The sequence below is a fragment of the Mycobacterium sp. genome (genome assembly GCF_035274705.1).
Classification (GTDB): Bacteria; Actinomycetota; Actinomycetes; order Mycobacteriales; family Mycobacteriaceae; genus Mycobacterium.
The window spans coordinates 1-21,890 of the sequence record NZ_DATENY010000030.1 but is presented as its reverse complement, the minus strand read 5'-3'; the positions used below and the strand labels follow the sequence as shown (position 1 = coordinate 21,890).

The following is a 21,890-nucleotide window of genomic DNA, read 5'->3' as shown; positions in this document are numbered from 1 at the left end:
GATTGGCAGGGCGTTTCCACCTGCGGCTTCGATTTCGGCGGCGGCGGTGTGCACGGTGCCCGGGATGCGGGGATCGGGGGTGTCGGTTTTGGCGATGAACGCGATGTTCGCGCCGTCGCGTGCGGCGCGCATCGCGATGGCTAGTCCGATGCCGCGGCTGCCGCCCGACATGAGCAACGTCCGCCCGGAAAGCGATCTCTCCGACATGAGTCTCCTTAGGCAGCTGGTCGTGGGAATTCTGGTGGAACGCAGCCAGCGGCGTCATAACAGTTGACGTGAGTGCGGGCGATCTGACCGATCAAGAGTGAAGTCCGGCTGGGATCCTCATGGTGTGGTGAGGCGGCGGCCGATGATTTCTTTCATGATTTCGGTGGTGCCGCCGAAGATGGTTGCGGCGCGGCTGTCGAGGTAGTCCTTGCCTGCCTCGTATTCGCGCATGTAGCCGTAGCCGCCGTGGAGTTGTACTGCTCGTTGGACGACTTTGAGGTGTAGTTCGGTGGTCGACCATTTGGCCATGGCGGCGTGGGCTTCGTCGAGGGTGTGGTGGGTGGCGTCGAGTATGCAGCGGTCGACGAAGACTTGGGCGATCTGGATTTCGGTGGCCAGTTCGGCCAGGTAGAACCGGTTGGCTTGGAAGTTGGCGATGGGTTGTCCGAAAGCGGTTCTGTCGGTGGCGTATTGCAGGGCGGTGGTGAAGGTGCGGGTCATCGCGGCCATCGAGCACAGGGCGATGGTGAGCCGTTCGCGTGCCAGGTTGCGCCGCAGGTAGCCGAATCCCATGTTGGGTTCACCCAGGAGGTTGTCGGCAGGCACGAAGACGTCGTCGAAATGTAGTTCGGCGGTGTCTTGTAGTGCGAGTCCGACTTTGTTCAGTGGTCCGGTTTTGGTGAGTCCGGGCATGGTGTTTTCGACGACCAGAAGCGAGAATCCTCGCTTGCCGGCGTCGGGATCGGTTTTGGCCACGACGATGATGGTGTCGGCCAGGGTTCCGTTGGTGACGAAGGTCTTGGCGCCGTTGAGGATGTAGCCGTCGCGGTCGGGGCGGGCGGTTGTGGTGATCGCGGCAAGGTCGCTCCCGGTGCCGGGTTCGGTCATGGCGATGGCGCCGATCTTTTCGCCGCGACACAGCGGCGGTAGCCATCGGGCGTTTTGGGCTTCGGTACCCAACCCGAGAAAGTACGGCGCCACAAGGTCGTTGAAGTCGATGAAGTTCATCGCGACGCCGTAGGCTCCGGCGTAGCAGAGTTCTTCGGCCACCACGGCGGAAAACCGGAAGTCGTCGATGCCGCCACCGCCGAAGCGTTCGGGAACGTCGACACCCAACAAGCCCATCTGACCGGCTTTGGAAAGAAGCTGTCGATCAACGCTCTTCTGCGCCTCCCACGCCGCGAGGTTCGGAACCACCTCACGCTCGGCGAAGTCACGCGCGGCCTTACGGAAGGCGGTGTGATCGTCATTGAAAATGGTGCGCTGCAGCGGGTTAAGACCCATCACCATTCCCTTCCTGATTCAAAGCGGCCCGGCAGTGCGGCGGCGAGTTCACGAGCCCACCACATAAGCGTCACCGCAGGGCCCACCTATGGTGGGCATATCAAACGCTCCCTGAGCCCGCGGCGCAGAGCGAAAACAGTGTCGGCTGCGCACCGCCCGCGTGACCAGTTGAATGTTCCGCCAGCCGGAACATCGGTGTGAACGGGTCGGTAGCCGGGTGCGTGTGCCTTGCGCGCCGAACATCGATTCTGAGCACGCGCTCGGCCTAAGGGCGCAGGTTGGCCTCGACCTCGGCCGCCGCCTGTGCGACCTTCTGTCCATAGTTATGGCGATGTTCTCGCATACGGACTGAGGGTCCGGAGATGCTGATCGATGCGACGGGTCTCGCACCGTCGGCCGAGCGAATGCACGCAGCGACCGAAATAATCCCATCGGTGAGCTCTTCGTCGGCGATGGCGTACCCCTGTTCGCGGATGGCCTTGAGTTCGGCGCGCAGACCCTCGGCGTCGGTGATGGTGTGGGCGGTGACAGGCGTCAGCCCGGTGGAGAGGTAGGCGTCGACTTCTGCCTCGGGCAGATGCGCGAGCATGGATTTGCCGTTGGACGAGGCATGCAAAGGGGAGCGGCTGCCGATCGGCTTCACGAGCCGCAGTGGGTGCTTGCTGTCGACGCGTTCGATCAGGCGAACGGTGCGGGACTCGAGCACAGCCAGGTGGATGGTCTCAAGCGTGTCGCTGTTGAGCTGTCCGAGGATCGGCAGGGCAGCATCGCGTAGACGGCCCTCGTCATCGATCTTTTCGCTCAAAGTCCTGGCCCGTTCCCCGAGCGTCCAGCGGGTCAGTTCTCTGCCGTCGGCGCGGATCCAACCCAGATCGGCGAGTGTGGCCAGGCTGCGCTGCACGGTGCTCTTGGGTAGGTCGAGTCGGCGTGCCAGTTCACTGAGCCCGATGGGCTGGTTTTCGGCAACCGCGTCCAGAATCTGGAAGGTCGTCCGCACACTTCGCACAAGCACTCCTGATCCGCGCATGTGAACCGATCGGTCCGTATTGCAGACCAGTATCGCATCCGCGTGACCGTCCCGCGCATGTCACGTGCCGACGAGTCAAGGCGATCGATGGAGAGTGTTGACAGTCACCTTGACCCGGTTGTAGCGTCCCTCTATATGGTCCGATCGGTCCATATTACGGATCAGTTGAGGGGCGTGCGCGACGTGGCTTCCTGGCATGAGGACGGTTCCGGCGATCGCAACGGCGGGCAACGTCCCGCCTTCCTCGAAGGCATTCGCCTATTGGACATCACCGGCGCGCTCGCGGGCCCTTACTGCACGACGATCCTCGGTGATCTCGGAGCAGAGGTCATCAAGGTCGAGCCAGTGGAGGGTGATGCGTTGCGGCGCAGGCTCGTTGGCCCGGAGCGGCTGTCGTTACCGTTCGATCTGGTGCACCGGGGCAAGCGGAGCCTCGCGGTCGACATTCGTTCTGAGGCGGGCCAGCGGGTGGTGCGTGGGCTCGCGAAAAAGGTGGACGTTCTTGTTGAGAACTTCCGGGTGGGTGCGCTGGCCAAACAGGGACTTGGCTACGACGATCTCAAAGACGAGTGCCCGGATTTGGTGTACTGCTCGATTTCGGGTTTCGGCCAGCGAGGGCCGATGCGTGATGCCAAGGGCGTTGATCTTATAGCGCAAGCCTACGGGGGTCTGCTCAGCGTCACTGGCAGCGCAGAAGGACGACTGGCAAAGGCCGGTTACCCCATCGCGGACCTTGGAGCCGGGATGTGGGGGGCCATCGGCGTCTTGGCCGCACTGCAACGTGCCCGTGCGGGCCATGGCGGTGCCCATATAGATGTGTCACTGGCCGACACGATTGCAGGCTGGTCGGTCTGGGAGGTAGCCGACTATCTCGGTGCCGGTGAGGAGCCCGGCCCGTTGGGGACCGCGCATCGGCTGGCGGCACCGTATCAAGCGTTCGGTTGTAGTGACGGGCAGCTGCTGGTCATCGGCGGCACGGATCGTTCGTGGCTACCGCTATGTCGAGTGCTCGGCATAGATCTCACCGATGACGACCGGTTCGCTACCGAGTACGAGCGTTTCGTGCACCGCGACGCGCTCGCGGCGATCCTGCAGAGGCGCTTCGACACGGATGCGCGCGACGTCTGGATTGCGCGCCTGAGAGAGGTCGGCGTGCCCTGCGGCCCCGTGAACAGCATCGGTCAGGTTCTGAACGATCCTCAGTACGCCTCCCGGAACCTGTTCCCGCGCGACCGCGAACGGTTCGGGCAAGAACGCATCGTCAACACCCCGGTAGTGTCAGACGGCGCCCCACGGGCGCGGACCCGGGCGCCTCGAACCGGCGCCGACTCCCTGGATCTGCTGTTCGAGCTGGGCTTGGGCGAGGATCGGATCGCGCAATTGGTGCAGGCTGGCGTCATCGGAATCGACGCGTCGGCCGAGAGCCTGGTCTCGTGACGGCGACAGCGGTTTCGCGACACATCGGGTTCGACATCACCGACGGGGTGGCGGTCCTGGAATTGCGCCGTCCAGACAAACGCAACGCGCTGTCATGGGACATGCTCGAGACGATCCTCACGCATCTCGATGCTGCCACCGGGCGCCCGGATGTGCGGGTTCTAGTGGTCCAGGGCGGCACCGGGGCGTTCTGCGCCGGCGCGGACCTGGCCGCGGTCAAAGAGCGCGACGGCAGCGCGTCAGCGTCATTTCGTGAACTCGTAGTCCGAACCGTGGCGGCGATCGCGGAATTTCCGGTACCGAGCGTGGCCCGTGTGGACGGTCCGAGCATCGGCGCCGGCTGCAGTCTTGCGCTGGCGTGCGATATCCGCTTCGCCCATCCGGACGCTATCTTTGCGATCCCCGCTGTTCGGCACGGCATTGTCTATGACGAGGACTCGATCGCGCGGCTGGCCACGCTGGTGGGTCCCAGCCGCGCAGCGCGGATGTTGTACACGGGTCTGCGCGTCGACGGAACGCAAGCCGAAAGGATTGGCTTGGTCGACGAGTGCAGTCACCACCTCGACCGGCTCGTTGCCGACTGTGTCGGAGTGCTCGCATCAGCTGACCCCGGCACAGTCGCCGCCCACCGCAACCTACTTCGTGCGACCGTTTCACGAACTGAAGGGCATCAACGATGAGTACCAAGACTGACAACGGCGTCCGTCTTCGCAACAGCGCCGACCTGCGAGCGTCCGCCCTCTGCTCGGCGCAACGCCTTTCGGGATACGTCCTGATAAACGGAGCACTGACCCGCCCAACGGCGGTGCGCCAGTTCGACTTACGTGACCCGGCGACGCAGGATCTGATCTGCAGCGTGGCCGACGCGGATGCGTCCGACGTCGAGATCGCAGTCGCCGCGGCGAGTGCTGCCCAGCCCGCGTGGGCTCAGCTTCCAGCCCGCGACAGGGGCAGACTGCTCATCGAGTGCTCGCGCACGTTGGCCGCGCACGTCGAGGAGCTCGCCCTCCTGCTTGCGCTCGAGTCGGGCAAGGCCCTACGCACGGAATGTCGCCCGGAGGCAGCCAATTTCGCCGATGTTCTGCAGTTCTTCGGTGGACTGGCGAGTGAGCTCAAGGGCGAGACCGTACCCATGCGTCCCGGCGTGCTCGCTTACACCCAACGCGACGCGATCGGCGTTGTTGCGGCGGTTCTGCCGTGGAACGTTCCGCTCATGCTGATGGCGGTCAAGATCGCACCCGCCCTGGTTGCCGGCAATACCGTCATCGTGAAGAGTGCGGAAGAAACGCCGTTGGCGGTGCTGCGGGCCGCCGAGATATTGAATGAGGTGCTGCCGCCAGGTGTTCTCAACGTCTTGTCGGGTGACGGTGTCGGTTGCGGAGCGCCGCTGGTAGCGCATCCGCAGGTTGCGAAAGTCACCTTCACCGGATCCGTCGAGACCGGCAGGCTGATCTACCAGTCGGCGGCGGCCAAGCTCGTTCCGGTGACTCTTGAACTCGGCGGCAAGAGCCCGATGCTGGTGCTGGCCGACGCGGACGTGGACAAGGCCGTAGCCGGCGCGCTCGTCGCGATGCGCTTCACTCGCCAAGGGCAGAGCTGCACCGCAGCGTCTCGCATCCTCGTTCACCGGTCGTTGCACGACGAATTCGTGGCGAAACTCCGATCACAGGTGGCTCAGCTCGTGATCGGCGACCCGTTCGACGAAGCGACGGACATCGGCACGATCATCTCCGAACCGCAGCTGCAGAAAGTGCAGGGCTACATCGAGCAGGGCCGGCAGACGCCGGGCGCAACCGCGCACGAATGCGGGGAGCTCCCACAGGGCGACCGCTTCTCGCAGGGGTTCTTCGTGCGACCGGTGATCTTCACCGGCATCGACAACACCAATCCCGTTGCGCGTGAAGAGATTTTCGGCCCGGTGACCTGCGTGATGCCTTTCGACACCTTGGAGGAAGCCATCGCCATCGCCAACGACAGCGACTTCGGCCTCGCAGCCAGCGTCTGGACCCGCGACATGAAGATGGCGCTTTCCGCCGTCGAGGCCCTGCAAGCCGGATTTGTCCAGGTCAACCAGGCGCAGGTCGCCGGACCGAACATCTCCTACGGCGGATACAAGCAGTCAGGGCTGGGCCGCGAACTCACCCTGGAGTCCATGCTCGAACACTTCACGGTCCGTAAGAGCATCATCCTCAACTTCGACTAAGGGACCAGAATGACTGTGGAACCATTCGATGTAGCGATCATCGGATACGGGCCGACAGGTCTCGCGCTCGCGTACTGGCTCGGAAAAGCCGGGCACAAGACCGTCGTGATCGAGAGATGGTCCGACCTCTATGAGCTGCCCCGAGCCGGTCACGTCGACGGCGAGGTCATGCGACTGTTCCAGAGAATGGGCATCGCGGATCCGATCGCAGCGGACTCGTCCATCACCGGGCACACGGTCATCCTCGACGCAGATGGCGTGCAGATGGCCAAGGTCGAGGCAGAGCCGTCAGAACAAGGCTGGTGGTCCCACTATTCGCTCTATCAACCGAATCTAGAGCGGATGCTGGACACCAATGTGCGCAGCACCGGTAACGTCACCGTGCGCCAGGGATGGCAGGCCGACAACATCGAGGAAGACGCGGACGGCCAGTACCGCGTCGGCATCTCGTTCGGTGAGTCCCATGATGGTCAATGGGTCGCGACGGGTGAGCGGCAAGTACTGAAAACCCGTTGGCTGATCGGCGCGGACGGTGCCAACAGCGTCGTCGGCAGACATCTGAACGGCAGCGTTCAAGACCTTGGGTATAAGGCGCGGGATCTCGTTATCTTCGCCGACCGGCTCGACCCCGCGGTGGGGGCGACGATGCCGGATAGCGAAGTGGGAATGATGCTTCCCCGGCCCTACTGCGCCTGGCGAGAGTCAGGGAAGCGATTTGCCCGCTGGGAATTTGCGGTGCACGACGACGAGACGTCGGCGGAGATGAGCACCGAGACCAAAGCTTGGGAACTGATCGCGCCGTGGGGATTCACGCCGGAGAATTCACGTCTGATCCGTCATACGGTGTTCGAGTTCGAGACCTTGGTTTTCGATCAATGGCGTTGCGGGAACATCGTTTTGGCGGGTGACGCCGCGCACCGGATGCCGCCGTTCCAGGGCCAGGGAATGTGCAGCGGACAGCGTGACGCGGCGGCGCTCGCCTGGCGACTCGACCTGGTGTTACGAGGGATAGCGGGTGCGGCCATTCTGGACAGCTACACCGACGAGAGAAAACCGCAAGTCCTCGAACTGATGAAGATTGCGTCAGAGAGAGCCCAAATCTACTGGTCGACCGATCCGGATGTGATGCGCGAACGGGACGCGCGCATGAGAGAAGGCCTTGTTGCGACGAATCTGAAGAACGGCTACGGGACGGTACCTCCACTCTCAGATGGATTCCTGATGAGAATCGGCGGGGAAGTGGTCTCACCGGCTGGGCAGCTATCCGCCCAATTCACCGTGACTCGTTCAGGTCGGGAATCGCTTCTGGACAACCACGTTGGCGCCAACTGGCTGCTCCTCTCGGTCGACCAATCCCTCGTGGCGTCGCTGCGCGCCGCAGACCGCCACGTGCTCAAGCAGCTCAACGCGACTGAAGTCGTCCTCGGTGCCGATCCAAGCCAGGACGGCTTTGAGGATGTCGGCGGGAACTACGCGCGATGGCTGAACGACCTCGGCTGCCGATTGGTGCTGGTTCGGCCTGACTGCTACATCTTCGGTGGTGCGGCCGACGCCGACGGCGTGCGGTCACTGTTCGACTCACTGCGCGAGCAGCTCCACCTGAAAGTGGTGGCGGCGTGACCGGCAGCGGGCACCGACTCGAGCGGATCTTCACGGCGAGAAGCGTTGCCATCGTCGGAGCCAGTGAGACCGGGGCACGCTCGCGAAACGCCGTCGAGGCCATGGCGCCCCGCGGAATCACGCTGCACTTGGTCAACCGTCGCGGCGAGAACGTCATGGGCCGGAGCACCTCGCGCTCCCTGACCGAACTCGCCGAGCAGGGCGTGAGCGTGGACGTTGCATTGGTTTTCACCAACAGTGCAGCTGCCGTCGACGTCACGGCTGAAGCATCTGCTTTGGAAATCGGTGGCGTCATCGTCAATGCCGGAGGCTTCGCCGAAGCCGGCCCGGCCGGGCGGGATCTTCAAGATAGGTTGGTGGCCGCTGCGGGCTCGATGCCCGTGATCGGACCGAACTGCAATGGGATCGTTGCGCCCGGGCGCGGGCTCCACCTGGCCGGCTCGCCGCCAGGGCTGCCGATTTCGCCGGGGCGGCTTGCGTTCGTCACACACAGCGGCGCGACCATGATGCCGATGGGGATCGCCGGCGTCGAACGTCGGATCGGGTACAGCTACCTCGTCTCGACCGGCAACGAGGCAGTCGTGGACATGGCCGAGGTCATCGATTACCTGTCCACGGACGACTCGACGAACGCCGTGTGCCTGTTGATCGAAACGATACGGAACCCTGCGGCGTTCTGGACCGCCGTCGATGGGATGATCGCGGCCGGCAAGCCCGTCTTGGCGCTGAAGAATGGGCGAAGTTCCCGAGGCCAGGCGATCGCGAAGTCGCACACCGGCGCGGTCGCCGGAGAATCATGGATCTATGAGACCGCGTTGCGTCAGCACGGCGTCATCGTGGCCAACGACCTTGTCGACCTGGCGGATCGAGCGGTGCTCTTCGATCAGGTCGCGCCCTCGAGATGGACGTCCGTCGCCGGCCTGGCGATCGCATCGGGGTCCGGCGGCATGGTGACCATGGCCAGCGACGTGTGCGCGGAGGAAGGCATCGATCCTCCGCCGTTGGAAGGGCTCCGCGGACAGATCAACGAGGCGATTCCCGGTGCCACCGTGGTCAATCCGCTGGATCTCACCGGAGCGGCCATGATCGATCCACGCGTGACGACCTCGGCTCTGCGCACGTTCCTCGGATCGGACGACGTCGATACGGTCCTCGTCCAGAGTCCCGTGTGCGATGGCGCCGAAGATGCCCTCAACGCGTTCGCCGGTCCCGCCCTCGACCTCGTTGCGGAGACGGACAAGTTACTGATCGTCGGCTCTTTCGAGGGCGGGCCCATCGGCAAGGAAGTGCAGCGTTATCTCGACCAGGGCATCGCTGTCACGCGCGGTCTACGCGCCACGGTGCGTGCGCTGAAGTCGATGGCGGACTTCGTCACCTTCACGCCCCCAAGTCGGCACGACCATGCCGACCCCCGCGCGCTTCCCGCGCCTTCGTCGATTGTCGAGCACCCGACCGCCGGCCGCATGCTGGACTTCGCGGCGAGCATGGAGTTGTTGGCGAGCTTTGGCGTGCCCGTGGCCCCGTATGCCGTCATCGGAACTTCGGATCCGGCCCAGACGGACATTCCCTTCGATTCGCCGTACGTGGTGAAGCTGGCCGACGTTCCTCACCGCAGCGACATCGGAGCGGTCCGCCTCAATGTGGCGGCCGACGACTTGGCCGGCGTTGTGAAGGAATTGCGTTCGCTGGCAGAAGAACTCGGCGAGTCATCCGTCGTCGTCGTGCAACCCCAATACCGCATCAGCAGTGAGTTACTGGTCGGAGTGAACTCGGCCAGCGAGCTCGGCCCGCTCGTCGTCTGCGGACTGGGTGGAATCTTCGTAGAGGTCATGCGCCAGGTCGTCGGCAGGTTGGCACCGTTCGACGTCGATGAGGCCGCAAGACTCGTGCGCGACGTGAACGTCGGGGGCGTCCTGGACGGACCGCGAGGCAGTGCGCCGTGGCCCAAAGACGTGCTGGCGCAATTGCTCCGCCGCATCGGTGATCTGGCGGTATCTGCGCGCCCGTGGCTGGAGTCACTGGACATCAACCCTGTGGCGCTCACACCGGACGGGATCGTGGCCGTCGACGCACTGGTACTTCTCCGCGACTCCGCCGACCATCCGCCACCGAACGCCGCCGCCCACCCATGAGCGGACCAACCTTTCGATGCACCCAGATTCGATCTTTGGAGACCAGACCGTGACCACCGAGCAGCCTCCCGGAACAGAAGAACCCTTCGTCCGCTACAGCGTCGCCGACGGCGTAGGCACGATCACTCTCAACCGGCCGCGGCAGCTGAACGCGATCAGCCATGGACCCAACAGCATGCAGCGCGCGATCGTCGAGCTGCTCGTCGAGGCGGACGCCGACGACTCCGTGGGATGTGTGGTGATCACGGGCTCAGGACGAGCATTTTCCTCGGGCGGTGACGTCACCACCGGGCGCAAGCCTGAATCGGGCCTCGATTGGTACTGGTTCCTCAGCGAGGAAGACGTCGACAACGAGAAGATCCGCGAGCTTCGCAAGCCCGTCATCGGCGCCATCAATGGGATCTGTTACGGCGCTGCCCTCATGATGGCCGCCCACTTCGACATCTTGGTCGCGTCCAGTGAGGCACGCTTCGGACTCATCGAAACCCGCTTTGGTGGGACGGGCGTTGAGGCGCTGAACTATTTGATTGGACCGCAGTGGGCGAAGTTCATGGCCCTGAGCGGCGAACTCATCACGGCCGATAAGGCCAAGGAGATCGGGTTGGTTCTGGAGGTCGTGGCACCGGATTCATTGCTGCCCAAAGCGCACGACTTGGCGAGGCGTATCGCCGCCATGCCGCGCGACACGATGATCATGAACCGGCGCGTCATCAACTACGGCATGAACGTCTCAGGTTGGAAGGCTCAAAAAGAGGCCGGCATCGCATTCAACGCCGCGACCAATTCGTGCTCCGGCGAGCACAGAGCCTGGAACGGCGAACTCTTCTCGGACCTGATGAAGCAGGACTGGAAGCGCTACAAGGAGATTCGTGATGCCCCGTTCAAGGAGTCTTGGTTCGATGTCGACCCCTAGCCCCGGCGGATCGGGTCCCCGCGAAGACAGTGAATTGACAAAAGCATTGCGAGAGGGAATATCCCATGAATGAGCGTTTCAAGGCTGTACTGATCGAGGAGACCGATTCGGGGGCGACCTCGTCGGTCAAGGAGATCGGTCTGGAAGACCTACCCGATCGCGACGTGCTTGTCGAGGTCGCCTACTCCAGCCTCAACTACAAAGACGGCCTTGCTCTGAGCGGCAACAAGAGCAAGGTGGCTCGCACGCTGCCGATGGTCGGCGGCATCGATCTCGCGGGCACCGTGGTCGAATCCCGGTCGGCGGACTGGCGCGCCGGCGACAAAGTCATCGTCAACGGTTGGGGAATGTCCGAATCCCACTGGGGCGGGTATGCGCGGTATCAACGTGTCGATCCAGGCTGGATTGTGCCCCTCCCCGAGGCCTTCACCTTCGAACAGGCCATGGCGATCGGTACGGCGGGCTACACGGCCGCGCTGTGTGTCGATGCCCTCGAAGATTGGGGCGCCATCTCGGCCGAAGCGGGAGATGTTCTGGTTACCGGAGCCGCCGGGGGAGTGGGATCCGTTGCCATCGCGCTCCTTTCGGCACGCGGATACAGCGTCACGGCATCGACGGGGCGCGCCGATACACACCCCTATTTGAAGCGGTTGGGTGCCACTGGGCTGATCGACCGCGAGAGTCTGTCCGCCGCCGGCCGTCCGCTTCAGAAGGAGCGCTGGTCGGGAGCGGTCGATTCCGTCGGCAGCACCACGTTGGTGAACGTGCTGGCGCAGACCAACTACGGGGCAGCGGTAACCGCATGTGGCTTGGCCGGTGGTGCCGACCTGCCCGGTACCGTCTTGCCGCACATCCTCCGGGGCGTCGCACTGATCGGCGTCGACTCCGTGATGGCGCCGCTGTCCAAACGGAAGTCGGCGTGGGCGAGATTGGCCCGAGACCTCCGGCCGGAGCTGCTCGCCGAGATGACCCGAGTGGAGCCGATGTCGAAGGTGACGCAGCTGGCCGGCGAGATCCTGGCCGGCCGTGTGCAGGGCCGGGTGGTCATCGACGTGACCCAATGATCACACGGCGTACATCTGGGCCGAAAGTGCTTCGGCCACAACCTAACCCAATACCCACGTCATTCTGAAGGGCATGATATGACCATTACAAAGAGGGACGCCCTCGCCGAGCTCGGGTTCGACCCGCGTCCCGATAGCGAGCTGACCCGGGACGAGATCATCGCGCGCAACCTCAAGGTGGTCGACTTCCACTTCCACACCGAGAACCCGGATGAGGTGGAGAAAGCCATTGCGGTGTATGCCGACGACATCACGTGGGAGGCACCCAGTCGTGGCGTTGTGATGAAGGATCCCAAGGAGGTGCTCGAAGCCTACCGGAACATCTTCCGCACCCTCGCTTATCGCAAGACCCTCGGACTGCGCCGATTCGCCACCGAGGAGTTCGTCTTCGACGACCAGATCGCCCACGCGTACGTCATCGGCGACCCCGCGCTGATGCCCAACATGCCGTTCCCCAAGGGCACCGAGGTATACGCCCGGCTCGTGCACTGCTTCCAGATGCGCGACGGGCTGATCACCCGCGAAATCGCCTACGAGGTGTGGCGCGAACTCGGCAGCGACATCGCCCACGACGACTTCCCGGAGGACGCGGAGTGGGAGGTCTTTTCGGAAATGCCGGAAAAGAACTGACCTAGACCAGATGTGCGGTCGCATCGACCGTGCAATCACGAAAGGCGATAATTGTGAGACTGATTGGCTACAAGCAGGATGGAGCCCGACTCATCGGCGCAGTGTCCGATGGCATGGTCACCCCGTTGGGGGACGTTGACGAGTTCTACCGCCGCGGCGGCGCCGTCGAGTCGTCCGGGCAGGCACAGATACCTCTTGCGGAGCTCGATGTGGTGCCTTTTGTGCCCGTGACGTCGCGGGTGTTCTGCGTGGGAATCAACTACAAGATGCACGCTGAGGAGGCCCTGGAGGTTGGCGGGATCGATGAGCCCAAGGCGCCGATGATCTTCGGCCGCTGGGAGTCGACCCTGGTGACGGACGGGACGCCCGTGCCTGTGCCCCCGAAAGAGGACGGACTGGACTGGGAGGTCGAACTCGCCGCCGTCATCAAGGACGATGTGTGGGGTGCGACCGAAGAGAACGCCCTCGAGCACGTCCTCGGCTACACCGCGTTCAACGACCTCTCGGCTCGGCGCAAGCAGACCGAGACGCTGCAGTTCACGCTCGGTAAGAACGCCGACCGAAGCGGCCCGATCGGCCCGGTGTTGGTGACCGCTGACGAAATCGCCGACCCGTCGAACCTGCGGCTGATGACGAGAGTCAATGGCGAAACGGTTCAGGATGCCAATACCGGCCAGATGATCCACAGCCTCGCGAAGATCATCGCCTACATCACCGACACGGTGACACTCACGGCGGGCGACGTCATCGCCACGGGTACGCCGGGAGGCGTCGGAATGAGCTTCAAGCCCCCGCGGCTGCTCGTCGCGGGTGACGAGGTCGAGGTCGAGGTCGAATCGATCGGCACGATCCGCACGCCGATCGTCGGACGCGCTGACATCTAACACCGTTTTCTGGTGCCGCACAAGGTGATTCATGTCGCCGCACCACGGTCGCCGTCCGAGGTAGCAGCTTGACGTCGACCGAGTTTCACGAAGGAGAGTTCAATGATGATGATGGCGGCTCGCCTGCACCACGTTGCGGACAAGATGAAAATCGAGCAACTGCCCATCCCGGAACCTGGCGATAGGGATGTGCAGGTACGCGTCCACGCGTGCGGGATCATGCCAAACTTCGCGAACATTCTCGCGAACTGGCCAGCGTGGTTTCCTGAACTGCCGCTGCCGCCGTTGCCCGCGATCTTCGGGCTCGATCCGGCGGGCGAAATCACCGCGGTCGGCTCCAAGGTGCACGAATGGCAGCCCGGTGATCGGGTATATGTGAACCCGGGTCGCGTCTGCGGTGGTTGCCGAGCCTGCCGCAGCGACAACAGCATCCACTGCGAGTACTACGCATTGGGCGGCTACATGGGCGCCTCGCAGAAGTCGATCAAGCTCTTCGAGGACTATCCGTATGGCGGACTGTGTGAGTACATGATCGCGCCGCAGTATGCGCTGGTGAAGCTGCCCGACAACGTCACCTACAACCAAGCGGCGCGCTTCGGCTATCTGGGCACGATGTACTCAGCGATGCGCAAGGGCAACGTCGGAGGGGGCCGCAGCCTGCTCATCAACGGCATCAGCGGCACCCTGGGCGTGGGCGGCGCGCTGTTGGGCCTTGCCATGGGCGCGACGCAGATTCTCGGCACCGCCCGCAATCCTGAGCTATTGGCCCAAGTCAAAGCGCTCGCACCCGACCGCATCGACGTGTTCTCGACCGCCAACGGCGAAGCCATCGACAGTTGGGTGATGTCCCAGACGAACGGCCGTGGCGTCGATGTCTTCATCGACGCGCTCGGTCCCGGCTGTGCGCACGAGGCCGTGCAGCAAGGCATGCGGTCGTTGAGCCGAGGTGGGCGGGCCTACAACATCGGCGGAGTAGCCGGCCACGTGGGCATGAAGTTGGACCTCATGATGGCCAATGGGCAGAGCATGGAGGGATCGCCCTGGTTCACGACCGGTGACGGCCAAGCTCTAGCCGAAATGGCTGGGGTGGGAACGCTCGATCTCTCGGTGTTCGAACATGTCTGTTACCCACTGGACCAAGTGAACGAGGCGATTTCGGGGCTGCCCAGCCGAAATGGTGGATTCACGAACTTCGTCGTCAATCCAGGAGTCTCGTCGATCTAGGCGGCTCCAGCTCGGTATCAGAAGGCCCCGGCCGCGACGGGTGAAACGGCATCCGTCGTATTCATCCGCGCGCCGTGGTCGTGATGGGTCGCGTCCATGCGCACTCGGTCCGCGATATGAACCAGCCATTTCGGTACCAGCGATGCCCGGCCAGGCGCTTCCACTGCGCACGAAAGCGCGCAGTTTGTGTGTTGACAGTCACATTGGCGGCCGGTAGCGTCCCTCGATACGGACCAAATGGTCCACATGACGGACCGAATCCTAGGCAAGAAAGCACCGCAATGCAGATCAACTGCGCCTTCGCGCCCTCGCTCGACACCCCCGACCACATCGTCTTGGCCGAGGAGCTCGGCTACCAGCAGGCGTGGGTCTATGACGTGCCAATCTCGTTCGCCGACACGGGAATTACCCTCGGCATGGCCGCGGCGCGCACGACCGATATCCAGCTCGGCGTCTCGGTGTTCACCCCTCATCTACGGCATTTGACGATGAACGCGGCCCTCATCGCCCATCTGGCGACCGTCGCGCCCGGCCGGTTCAACGCTGGAGTCGGGGTGGGGCTGACCAGTGCGGCCTATCTGGGTCGGCCGCCGTCGAAGTGGGCTGATCTCGAGAACTATGTGATGGGGTTGCGCACGCTGCTTGCCGGCGGCGAGGTCGAGTGGGAGGGCACCATCGTCGGCCTGATGCACGGGCCCGCGACCGGCATCACCTTTCCGATCGAGGTGCCGATGTGGGTGGCAGCCCACGGCCCCAAAGGATTTGGGACGGCGACGAACCTCGGCGCAGGTGTCGTCACCGCGCCCATCCACGGCCGCAACCCCGTCCCGTTCGACGGGCTGTGCAACCTCACCTACGCGGGCACAGTTCTCGAGGAGGGCGAGCCGATCGACTCGCCGCGCGTGACCGAAGCCGCCGGCCCCGGCGCCTCGCTGGCTTTGCACCTTGGCGAGTACGGGCCGCTGGCAGGGATGGAAGAGGCCATCGGCTACGCGACGGCGATCGCCGCCGTCGATGCGCGCCGTCGGCACCTCGAGTTCTTCCGCGGCCACTTGATCGAGCCGAATGCGATCGACCGTCGCTTCCTGTCCGCCGAGGTGATACGACGGGGCACCATGACCGGGACTGCTCTCGAGGTCGCGGCCTGGCTGCGTCATCTCGAGGATGCCGGTGCGACCGGCGTGCTCTACCAGCCCGCGGGTCCCGACATCCCTCGCGAGCTGCGCGCGTTTTACGAGGCGGCGCAGCTTCGCCACGACCTACCGGCCACCGGCACCCAACCACAGGAGGTCCAGCATGCGTAGGGTCGTCACCGGACACGACAGCCGCGGACGTTCGGTCGTCGTGGATGACGGGGTTCCGCCCCGCACACATGAGTTCATCTCCTTCCCGGGATGTGTGACGTCGGTGGCGTGGGCGACCGAACCCGGCGAGCCGGTCAGCAAGTCCGGCGAGGATCCAACCGGTAAAACCCAATCGCTGGTACCCGGCCCCGGCGGTACCCGCCTCATGGTGTTGACGTTCCCACCGGACGCAGTGATGGGCACACCCGCGTTCGACGGTCCCGGATTCGTGGCCGAACAGTTCGAACACGGTCCGGGACTCGCCGAGAGATTCGAGCCCGATGGGATGCACACCACGCCGACGGTCGACTACGTCATCGTGGTTGACGGAGAAATCTGGCTCGAGCTAGACGACGGACACCTCACCCATCTGCGCGCGGGTGACGCCGTCGTCCAGAACGCGACGCGCCACGGCTGGCGCAACCGGTCCGACAAGCCCGCCACCCTTGCCGTGATCTTGACTGGCGCGGACGTCGAGACGACTTCGTGACCTGCGTCTGTCCGCCGTATCCCGAAAGCGAGGCCGCGGGATGACCGCCGTGGTCTATCGAGGGGCGCACCTGCTGACCCAGGACCCCACTCTCGGGGAGCTCGTCGGCGACCTGATGATCGTGGACGGCAGGATCGCCGCCGTCGGAACCCGGATCGACGTCCCGGAGAACGCCTCAGTCGTGGACGCAGCCGGCATGGTGATCGTGCCCGGTTTCGTCGATACCCACCGGCACATGTGGGAGACGGCATTGCGCGGGACGGCGACCTGGACCGACTATCTCGGGTATGCGCGGATAATTCGCGCGGAGTTCGGCGGCCTCATCACGCCTGAGGACGCCTACGCCGGCGACCTGTTAGGGGCACTCGGTGCGCTGGAGGCCGGGATCACCACGGTCCGCGACGAGTCGCACGTCCAGAACAGCCCAGAACATACCGAGGCGGTCCTGCAGGCCCTCGTCGACGGAGGTGGCCGAGCGGTATTGGCCTATGGGTGGCCGTCCATCGACACCTATGCGTGGCGGGCGCAAGACAATCCCCGCCGCCATCCGACGTACATCACCGAAATCCTCGATCGCGGTCGAAGTGCCGGTGGCGGGCTGGTGACCTTCGCGCTGATGCTCCGCGGGCCGGAGCTCTCCGGGATGCCGGTGACCCGCGACGACCTGCGCTTTGCCCGCGAACTGGGCTTGCGGTCATCGATGCACATCGGCGGGGTCGAATCCAGCCGTCACCGCGGAATCGCCGCGCTGGCCGGAGAGGGCCTCCTCGGGCCAGATCTCCTGTTCATTCACTGCTCCTGCACATCCGATGAGGAGCTTCGCATGCTGGCAGACAGCGGGGGAAGCGCTTCGGTGTCGGCCTATATCGAGTTGGCGATGCCCGGAATCGGGGCACCCGCAACAGCTCGGCTCGTCGCTGCGGGCATTCGGCCCAGCTTCAGCATTGACGCCGAGCCCAGCGCGCCCGGCGACATGTTCTCGGTCATGCGGTCAGCCCTCATCGCCGAGACCGCGGCGCAGGTGTTCACTGGAGCCTCGCCCACGGTGGCGCTGACTGAGCGAGATGTGTTGGCATTCGCCACGATCGAGGGTGCTCGGGCCAGCGGGCTCGATCATGAGATCGGTAGTCTCACCCCGGGCAAGGCTGCCGACATCGTTGTCCTCGATCTCCGGCAACCAGGGACCGCTTCCGTGATCGATCCGGTCGCCGCCGTTGTCAATTACGGCCACCCGGGCGCAGTCGTTGACGTCCTTGTCGCAGGCCGCTACGTCAAGAGGGCCGGCCGAATGGTCGACCAGGCGCTTGTCGACAAGGCGGTCGCGGCCGCCGAACGGTCGCGGGATCGGTTAGTCGAGGCGCGAGCCCGTGCATGTGCATCGTCGGCGTGAACCGAACGGCTGCTGATGCGCGGGAACCGTTGGCGCGCCTGGGCCTTCGGCGACTTCCTGAAGCACTCTACGAAGGGCCAGCGGGGGCAGGGGCAGTCTTGAACATCGACTGGATCGACAGATAGGCCTGGAGGCCCTCCGGCCCCAGCTCGCGACCGATCCCCGACGCCTTGATGCCGCCGAACGGCGCTGCTGGGTCGAGCGTGTAATGGTTGATGCCGACCGTGCCGGTCTGCACGCGGCGCGCCACCTTCTGCGCCTTCTCCGGATTGCTGGACCAGACCGACCCGCCGAGGCCGTACTCCGAGTCGTTGGCAATCGCCAGCGCATCCTCCACGGTCTCGTATGCGATCACCGACAGCACCGGCCCGAAGATCTCCTCTCGAGCAATCGTCGCCGAGTTGTCCACGCTGGCGAACACCGTTGGCTGTACGAACCAGCCTCGCTGTTGCTCAGGTGGCCCGCCACCCACGACGACCGTCGCGCCCTCCGCCTTGCCCTTGTCGATGTAGCGCTGGACGCGATCGCGGTGGACCGCGGACACCATCGGGCCGATCTGCGTCGATGGGTCCAGGGCGTCGCCGACCTGCAGCGCGCCGACAAGACCGGCGAACGTCTGCAGCACGTCCTCATAGCGTGACATCGGTGCGAGCACCCGCGTCCCGATGAAGCACGTCTGACCATTGTTGAGGAGGGTCGCGAGGAACAGCTGCTCGAGCGACTGGGTCAGGTCGGCGTCGTCGAGGATGATGGCGGCTGACTTGCCGCCGAGTTCAAGCGTCACCGGCCGAAGGAGCGTGCCGCAGCGCTCGGCGATCCTGCGCCCGGCTGCTGTGGAGCCGGTGAAGGCGACCTTGTCGACGCCTGGGTGCTCGACCAGGTAGGCGCCGAGCTCACGTCCTCCGGGCACGATGTTCAGCACGCCGGCCGGTATCCCGGCCTCGATGATCGCCTCGGCGACCTCCAGCGAGTCGAGCACCGTTTCAGGCGAGGGTTTGATGACCGCCGTACAGCCCGCCGCGAGCAGCGGCGCCACCTTGCCGAACATCAGTGAGACCGGGAAGTTCCAGGGCACGATCGCCACGACGACGCCGACCGGCTTCTGCGTGACCTCGATGACGCCGCCGAGCAGACCCTCTCGATCCTCGGAGAAGCGGTGTGAGCGTGCCAGCTCCGCGTAGTACCGGCACACCATCACCGGGATGTTGCCCTCGATTTGCGTGGATACGCCGATGGGCATGCCGTTCTGCATCGAGACGCGGCGCGCAATCGCTTCACGTCGTGCGACGAGTGCGTCGGCCAGGCGATCGAGTGCCTTCGCGCGATCGGTGGGGGACCACGAGGACCAGCCGGACGGGTCCTCGAACGCTGTCCGCGCCGCGGCCACCGCATCGTCGGCGTCGGCCTCAACGCCTTCGGGAACGGACCCGATCAGCTCCTCGGTGCTCGCCGAGTAGACCTCGATGCGGTTACCTCCCCGCGGTTGCCGCCACCCCCCGGCAATGAAGAGCTCGTTGCTCTCGATCAGCGTCTCACGCATCGTCATGTGTCACCCTTGACCCAATCGTGGTTGGTCACAGCCCGAGAAGTCGGATCGCGTTTCCCTTGAGCAGCCCGGGTTTGACCTCGTCGCGGATCTCTGTCTTCTCCAGGTCCGCCAGCCACCGGTCGGGAGTGATGAGGGGAAAGTCGCTACCGAAGAGCACCTTGTCCCGCAACAGCGTGTTGGCGTACTGGACGAGGATCGGAGGGAAGTACTTAGGCGACCATCCCGACAGTTCGATGTAGACCTGCGGCTTGTGGACGGCGACCGCGAGGGCCTCCTCCTGCCAGGGGAACGACGGGTGGGCCAGCACGATGGGCATGTCCGGGAAGTCCACCGCGACGTCGTCCAGATGCAGAGGGTTGGAGTACTTCAGCCGCATGCCGCCACCCCCGCGGGTGCCCGCACCGGCGCCCGACTGTCCGGTGTGGAACAGGGCGGGGATCCGGTGCGCGTTGAACACCTCGTACAGGTCGTAAGCCTTGCGGTCGTTGGGGTAGAAGGACATCGCGTTCGGGTGAAACTTGAAGCCGCGGACGCCTCCCTCGACGATGAGCCGCTCGGCAAGGCGGGCGCCCTCCTCGCCGCGGTCCGGGTGCACGCTGCCGAACGGGATGATGATGTCGTTGTTCTTGGCGGCCAGCTCCACGATCTCGTCGCTGGTCAGCGTTTGCTCTTTTGTGCCAGGTCCGGTGTCGATGGTGAACGTGACGGCGGCGATGTTTCTCTTGCGGTAGTACGCGGCGAGGTCGGGGAGCGTGCCCGGGGGCAGCTCGTCGGCCTTGAAGAACTTCGCCATCGCCGCAAGGGTCGCGGTCACCTCGGCGGCGTCTTCGGTGACTGAGGCGTGGACGTGGGTGTGCATGTCGAGTGCGTCGAGCCCGTCGAGGTCGATCGCGGGCTGGTAAAGCGTGGTCATGCGGGGGCTCCCGTCGTGTCGCTATCGGCGAAGGTGGCGTTTGCCCGGCCGAGCCGGACAAGCAAGGGCGCGGGTTCCCACCACACCCCGTGCGTCCGCTGCAGGTGCTCGACGCCGCCGAGCACCGTCGCGAGGCCGACCGAGTCGGCCCAGTAGAGGGGGCCGCCGCGGGCCGCCGGGAAGCCGTAACCGGTGACGTAGACGACGTCGATGTCACCGGGCTTCGCCGCGATGCCGTCGCCGAGGAGCCACGCTGCCCGGTTGACCAGGGCGTACAGGCAGCGCTCGAGGATCTCGTCGTCACCGATCCGGCGGCGCTGGATTCCGATGCGGGCGGAGTGCTCGACGATCTGCCGATTCATCTCCGGGTCGGGATGCGGAGTCCGGTCTCCTTTTGTGTAGCGGTACCAACCCGCGCCGCTCTTCTGGCCGAGCCGGCCGAGATCGACGAGCAGCAGATCCAGATCGGAATAGCGACGGTCCAGCGGCCGGGTCGCGATCGCCCTGCGACGCGACTCAACGCCCAGGTCGTGGCCGGCCATATCGGTCATGGTGAACGGGCCCATGGCGAACCCGAACTCCGTGAGCACGCGGTCGACGTCGGCGGGCAACGCGCCGTCCTCGATCAGGAACAGCGACTCCCGGAGGTAGTCGAAGAGCATCGCGTTGCCGATGAACCCACGAGCGTTGCCTGCACGAACCGCCACCTTGCCGAGCAGCCGGCCGAGCGCGAACAGGCGAGCGACGGTCACCGGGGCCGTTCGCGCACCCGGGACGACCTCGAGCAGACGCATCACATTGGCGGGGCTGAAAAAGTGCGCGCCGATGAGGTCCTCCGGTCGGCACGTCGCGCTCGCGATGGCGTCGATGTCCAGCGCAGATGTGTTGGTCGCAAGCATGGCCCCTGGCGGCGCGTGCTTGTCGATCGCGCGGAAGACGTCCTGCTTGACCGTCAGCTCCTCGAAGACCGCCTCCACCACGATGTCGGCGTCACCGATCGCCTCCAGGTCGGTTGCCGGGCGGATGAGGGCAAGCCGGTCGTCGGCCTCGGCTTGGTCGAGCCGACCGCGGCGCACGCTCGAGGCATACGTCGCGGCGACCCGTGACAGACCGCGGTCGAGGTCCCGCATGCTCCGATCGATAAGCGTCACAGGGACACCCGCATTCGCCAGCGCCATCGCGATCCCACCGCCCATCGTCCCGGCGCCAACGATCGCGGCGCGGCCGGGACGCCAGCCCGGGTCTACCTGGGGTAGGCCCGGGATGTTGCCGGCCTCGCGCTCCGCCTTATACAAATGCTCAAGCGCCGCTCGAGCATCGGCGCCGGCGTTGTCCGTCATGCGTCGCTCACCGCCTCTCCGGTGTGGTCGCCGCAGACAATGAGCACGTCGAGAGCCATCACTCCGTCGGAGCGCGCGAGAAGGGGGTTGATGTCGAGTTCGACGATGTCGGGATGCTCTGTGACGAGCCGGCCCACGGTTGAGACGACTTTCGCCACCGCGCCCAGGTCGACGGCCTCGGACCCGCGGAACCCGCCCAAGAGCTTCGCTGACCGCAGCTTCTTGAGCTCGTCGACGATT

The 21,890-nt window shown here is 64.9% G+C and carries 19 protein-coding genes and 1 pseudogene; 13 read left to right on the top strand and 7 right to left on the bottom strand.

Translation table 11 applies throughout. From position 1 onward, the window contains the following. The 3 genes and pseudogenes from VJV41_RS07910 to VJV41_RS07900 form a co-directional block, all read right to left on the bottom strand. A pseudogene (locus tag VJV41_RS07910) lies at nucleotides 1-207 on the bottom strand (short chain dehydrogenase); the annotation flags it as partial. 117 nt (nucleotides 208-324) lie between these two features. Continuing rightward, the gene (locus VJV41_RS07905) at nucleotides 325-1,491 is read right to left on the bottom strand and encodes an acyl-CoA dehydrogenase family protein (protein WP_325332746.1); all 1,167 of its coding nucleotides are present in this window, start codon (nucleotides 1,489-1,491) and stop codon (nucleotides 325-327) included. A gap of 265 nt (nucleotides 1,492-1,756) precedes the next feature. Further along, entirely contained in the window at nucleotides 1,757-2,497 is a 741-nt protein-coding gene (locus tag VJV41_RS07900; protein WP_325332745.1) for an IclR family transcriptional regulator, read from the bottom strand. 204 nt (nucleotides 2,498-2,701) lie between these two features. Between VJV41_RS07900 and VJV41_RS07895 the strand changes: the two genes are divergently transcribed. The 13 genes from VJV41_RS07895 (at nucleotide 2,702) to VJV41_RS07835 (ending at nucleotide 17,848) form a co-directional block, all read left to right on the top strand. Then, entirely contained in the window at nucleotides 2,702-3,955 is a 1,254-nt protein-coding gene (locus VJV41_RS07895) for a CoA transferase (protein WP_325332744.1), read from the top strand. After that, nucleotides 3,952-4,635: an enoyl-CoA hydratase/isomerase family protein gene (locus VJV41_RS07890; protein WP_325332743.1), complete on the top strand. Its 684-nt coding sequence runs from the start codon at nucleotides 3,952-3,954 to the stop codon at nucleotides 4,633-4,635. The genes VJV41_RS07895 and VJV41_RS07890 overlap by 4 nt, the downstream gene beginning before the upstream one ends. Then, nucleotides 4,632-6,158 (top strand): aldehyde dehydrogenase family protein, encoded by a 1,527-nt coding sequence (locus VJV41_RS07885; protein WP_325332742.1) that lies wholly within the window; start codon nucleotides 4,632-4,634, stop codon nucleotides 6,156-6,158. Before VJV41_RS07890 ends, VJV41_RS07885 begins: the two co-directional genes overlap by 4 nt. A gap of 9 nt (nucleotides 6,159-6,167) precedes the next feature. Further along, complete coding sequence (locus VJV41_RS07880; protein WP_325332741.1) at nucleotides 6,168-7,778, top strand: bifunctional 3-(3-hydroxy-phenyl)propionate/3-hydroxycinnamic acid hydroxylase; 1,611 nt, start codon at nucleotides 6,168-6,170, stop codon at nucleotides 7,776-7,778. Next, nucleotides 7,775-9,910 (top strand): acetate--CoA ligase family protein, encoded by a 2,136-nt coding sequence (locus VJV41_RS07875; protein ID WP_325332740.1) that lies wholly within the window; start codon nucleotides 7,775-7,777, stop codon nucleotides 9,908-9,910. Before VJV41_RS07880 ends, VJV41_RS07875 begins: the two co-directional genes overlap by 4 nt. Nucleotides 9,911-9,959: 49 nt before the next feature. Further along, on the top strand, nucleotides 9,960-10,823 hold the full coding sequence (locus VJV41_RS07870) for an enoyl-CoA hydratase/isomerase family protein (RefSeq protein ID WP_325332739.1): 864 nt from the start codon (nucleotides 9,960-9,962) through the stop codon (nucleotides 10,821-10,823). A gap of 65 nt (nucleotides 10,824-10,888) precedes the next feature. Next, the gene (locus VJV41_RS07865; RefSeq protein ID WP_325332738.1) at nucleotides 10,889-11,887 is read left to right on the top strand and encodes an MDR family oxidoreductase; all 999 of its coding nucleotides are present in this window, start codon (nucleotides 10,889-10,891) and stop codon (nucleotides 11,885-11,887) included. A gap of 78 nt (nucleotides 11,888-11,965) precedes the next feature. Continuing rightward, nucleotides 11,966-12,517 carry a nuclear transport factor 2 family protein gene (locus VJV41_RS07860; protein WP_325332737.1) on the top strand — a complete coding sequence of 184 codons (552 nt, stop codon included), beginning with the start codon at nucleotides 11,966-11,968 and terminating at the stop codon, nucleotides 12,515-12,517. Between the two features lie 53 nt (nucleotides 12,518-12,570). Continuing rightward, the gene (locus tag VJV41_RS07855; RefSeq protein WP_325332736.1) at nucleotides 12,571-13,401 is read left to right on the top strand and encodes a fumarylacetoacetate hydrolase family protein; all 831 of its coding nucleotides are present in this window, start codon (nucleotides 12,571-12,573) and stop codon (nucleotides 13,399-13,401) included. 102 nt (nucleotides 13,402-13,503) lie between these two features. Beyond that, complete coding sequence (locus VJV41_RS07850; protein ID WP_325332735.1) at nucleotides 13,504-14,625, top strand: alcohol dehydrogenase catalytic domain-containing protein; 1,122 nt, start codon at nucleotides 13,504-13,506, stop codon at nucleotides 14,623-14,625. A 281-nt stretch (nucleotides 14,626-14,906) separates the two neighbouring features. Next, complete coding sequence (locus VJV41_RS07845) at nucleotides 14,907-15,929, top strand: LLM class flavin-dependent oxidoreductase (RefSeq protein ID WP_325332734.1); 1,023 nt, start codon at nucleotides 14,907-14,909, stop codon at nucleotides 15,927-15,929. Further along, a complete protein-coding gene (locus VJV41_RS07840) occupies nucleotides 15,922-16,458 on the top strand; it encodes a cupin domain-containing protein (protein ID WP_325332733.1) in 537 nt (178 codons plus the stop codon). The genes VJV41_RS07845 and VJV41_RS07840 overlap by 8 nt, the downstream gene beginning before the upstream one ends. Nucleotides 16,459-16,498: 40 nt before the next feature. Beyond that, complete coding sequence (locus VJV41_RS07835) at nucleotides 16,499-17,848, top strand: amidohydrolase family protein (protein WP_325332732.1); 1,350 nt, start codon at nucleotides 16,499-16,501, stop codon at nucleotides 17,846-17,848. A 67-nt stretch (nucleotides 17,849-17,915) separates the two neighbouring features. Here VJV41_RS07835 and VJV41_RS07830 read toward each other — a convergent pair whose 3' ends face one another. The 4 genes from VJV41_RS07830 to VJV41_RS07815 all read right to left on the bottom strand — a co-directional run. After that, complete coding sequence (locus tag VJV41_RS07830) at nucleotides 17,916-19,394, bottom strand: aldehyde dehydrogenase (RefSeq protein WP_325332731.1); 1,479 nt, start codon at nucleotides 19,392-19,394, stop codon at nucleotides 17,916-17,918. A gap of 28 nt (nucleotides 19,395-19,422) precedes the next feature. Then, entirely contained in the window at nucleotides 19,423-20,310 is an 888-nt protein-coding gene (locus tag VJV41_RS07825; RefSeq protein WP_325332730.1) for an amidohydrolase family protein, read from the bottom strand. Further along, nucleotides 20,307-21,650: a 3-hydroxyacyl-CoA dehydrogenase gene (locus tag VJV41_RS07820; RefSeq protein ID WP_325332729.1), complete on the bottom strand. Its 1,344-nt coding sequence runs from the start codon at nucleotides 21,648-21,650 to the stop codon at nucleotides 20,307-20,309. The genes VJV41_RS07825 and VJV41_RS07820 overlap by 4 nt, the downstream gene beginning before the upstream one ends. Continuing rightward, nucleotides 21,647-21,890 (bottom strand): acetate--CoA ligase family protein (locus VJV41_RS07815; RefSeq protein ID WP_325332728.1); only part of this gene is annotated, 244 nt, incomplete at its 5' end. The genes VJV41_RS07815 and VJV41_RS07820, both read right to left, overlap by 4 nt.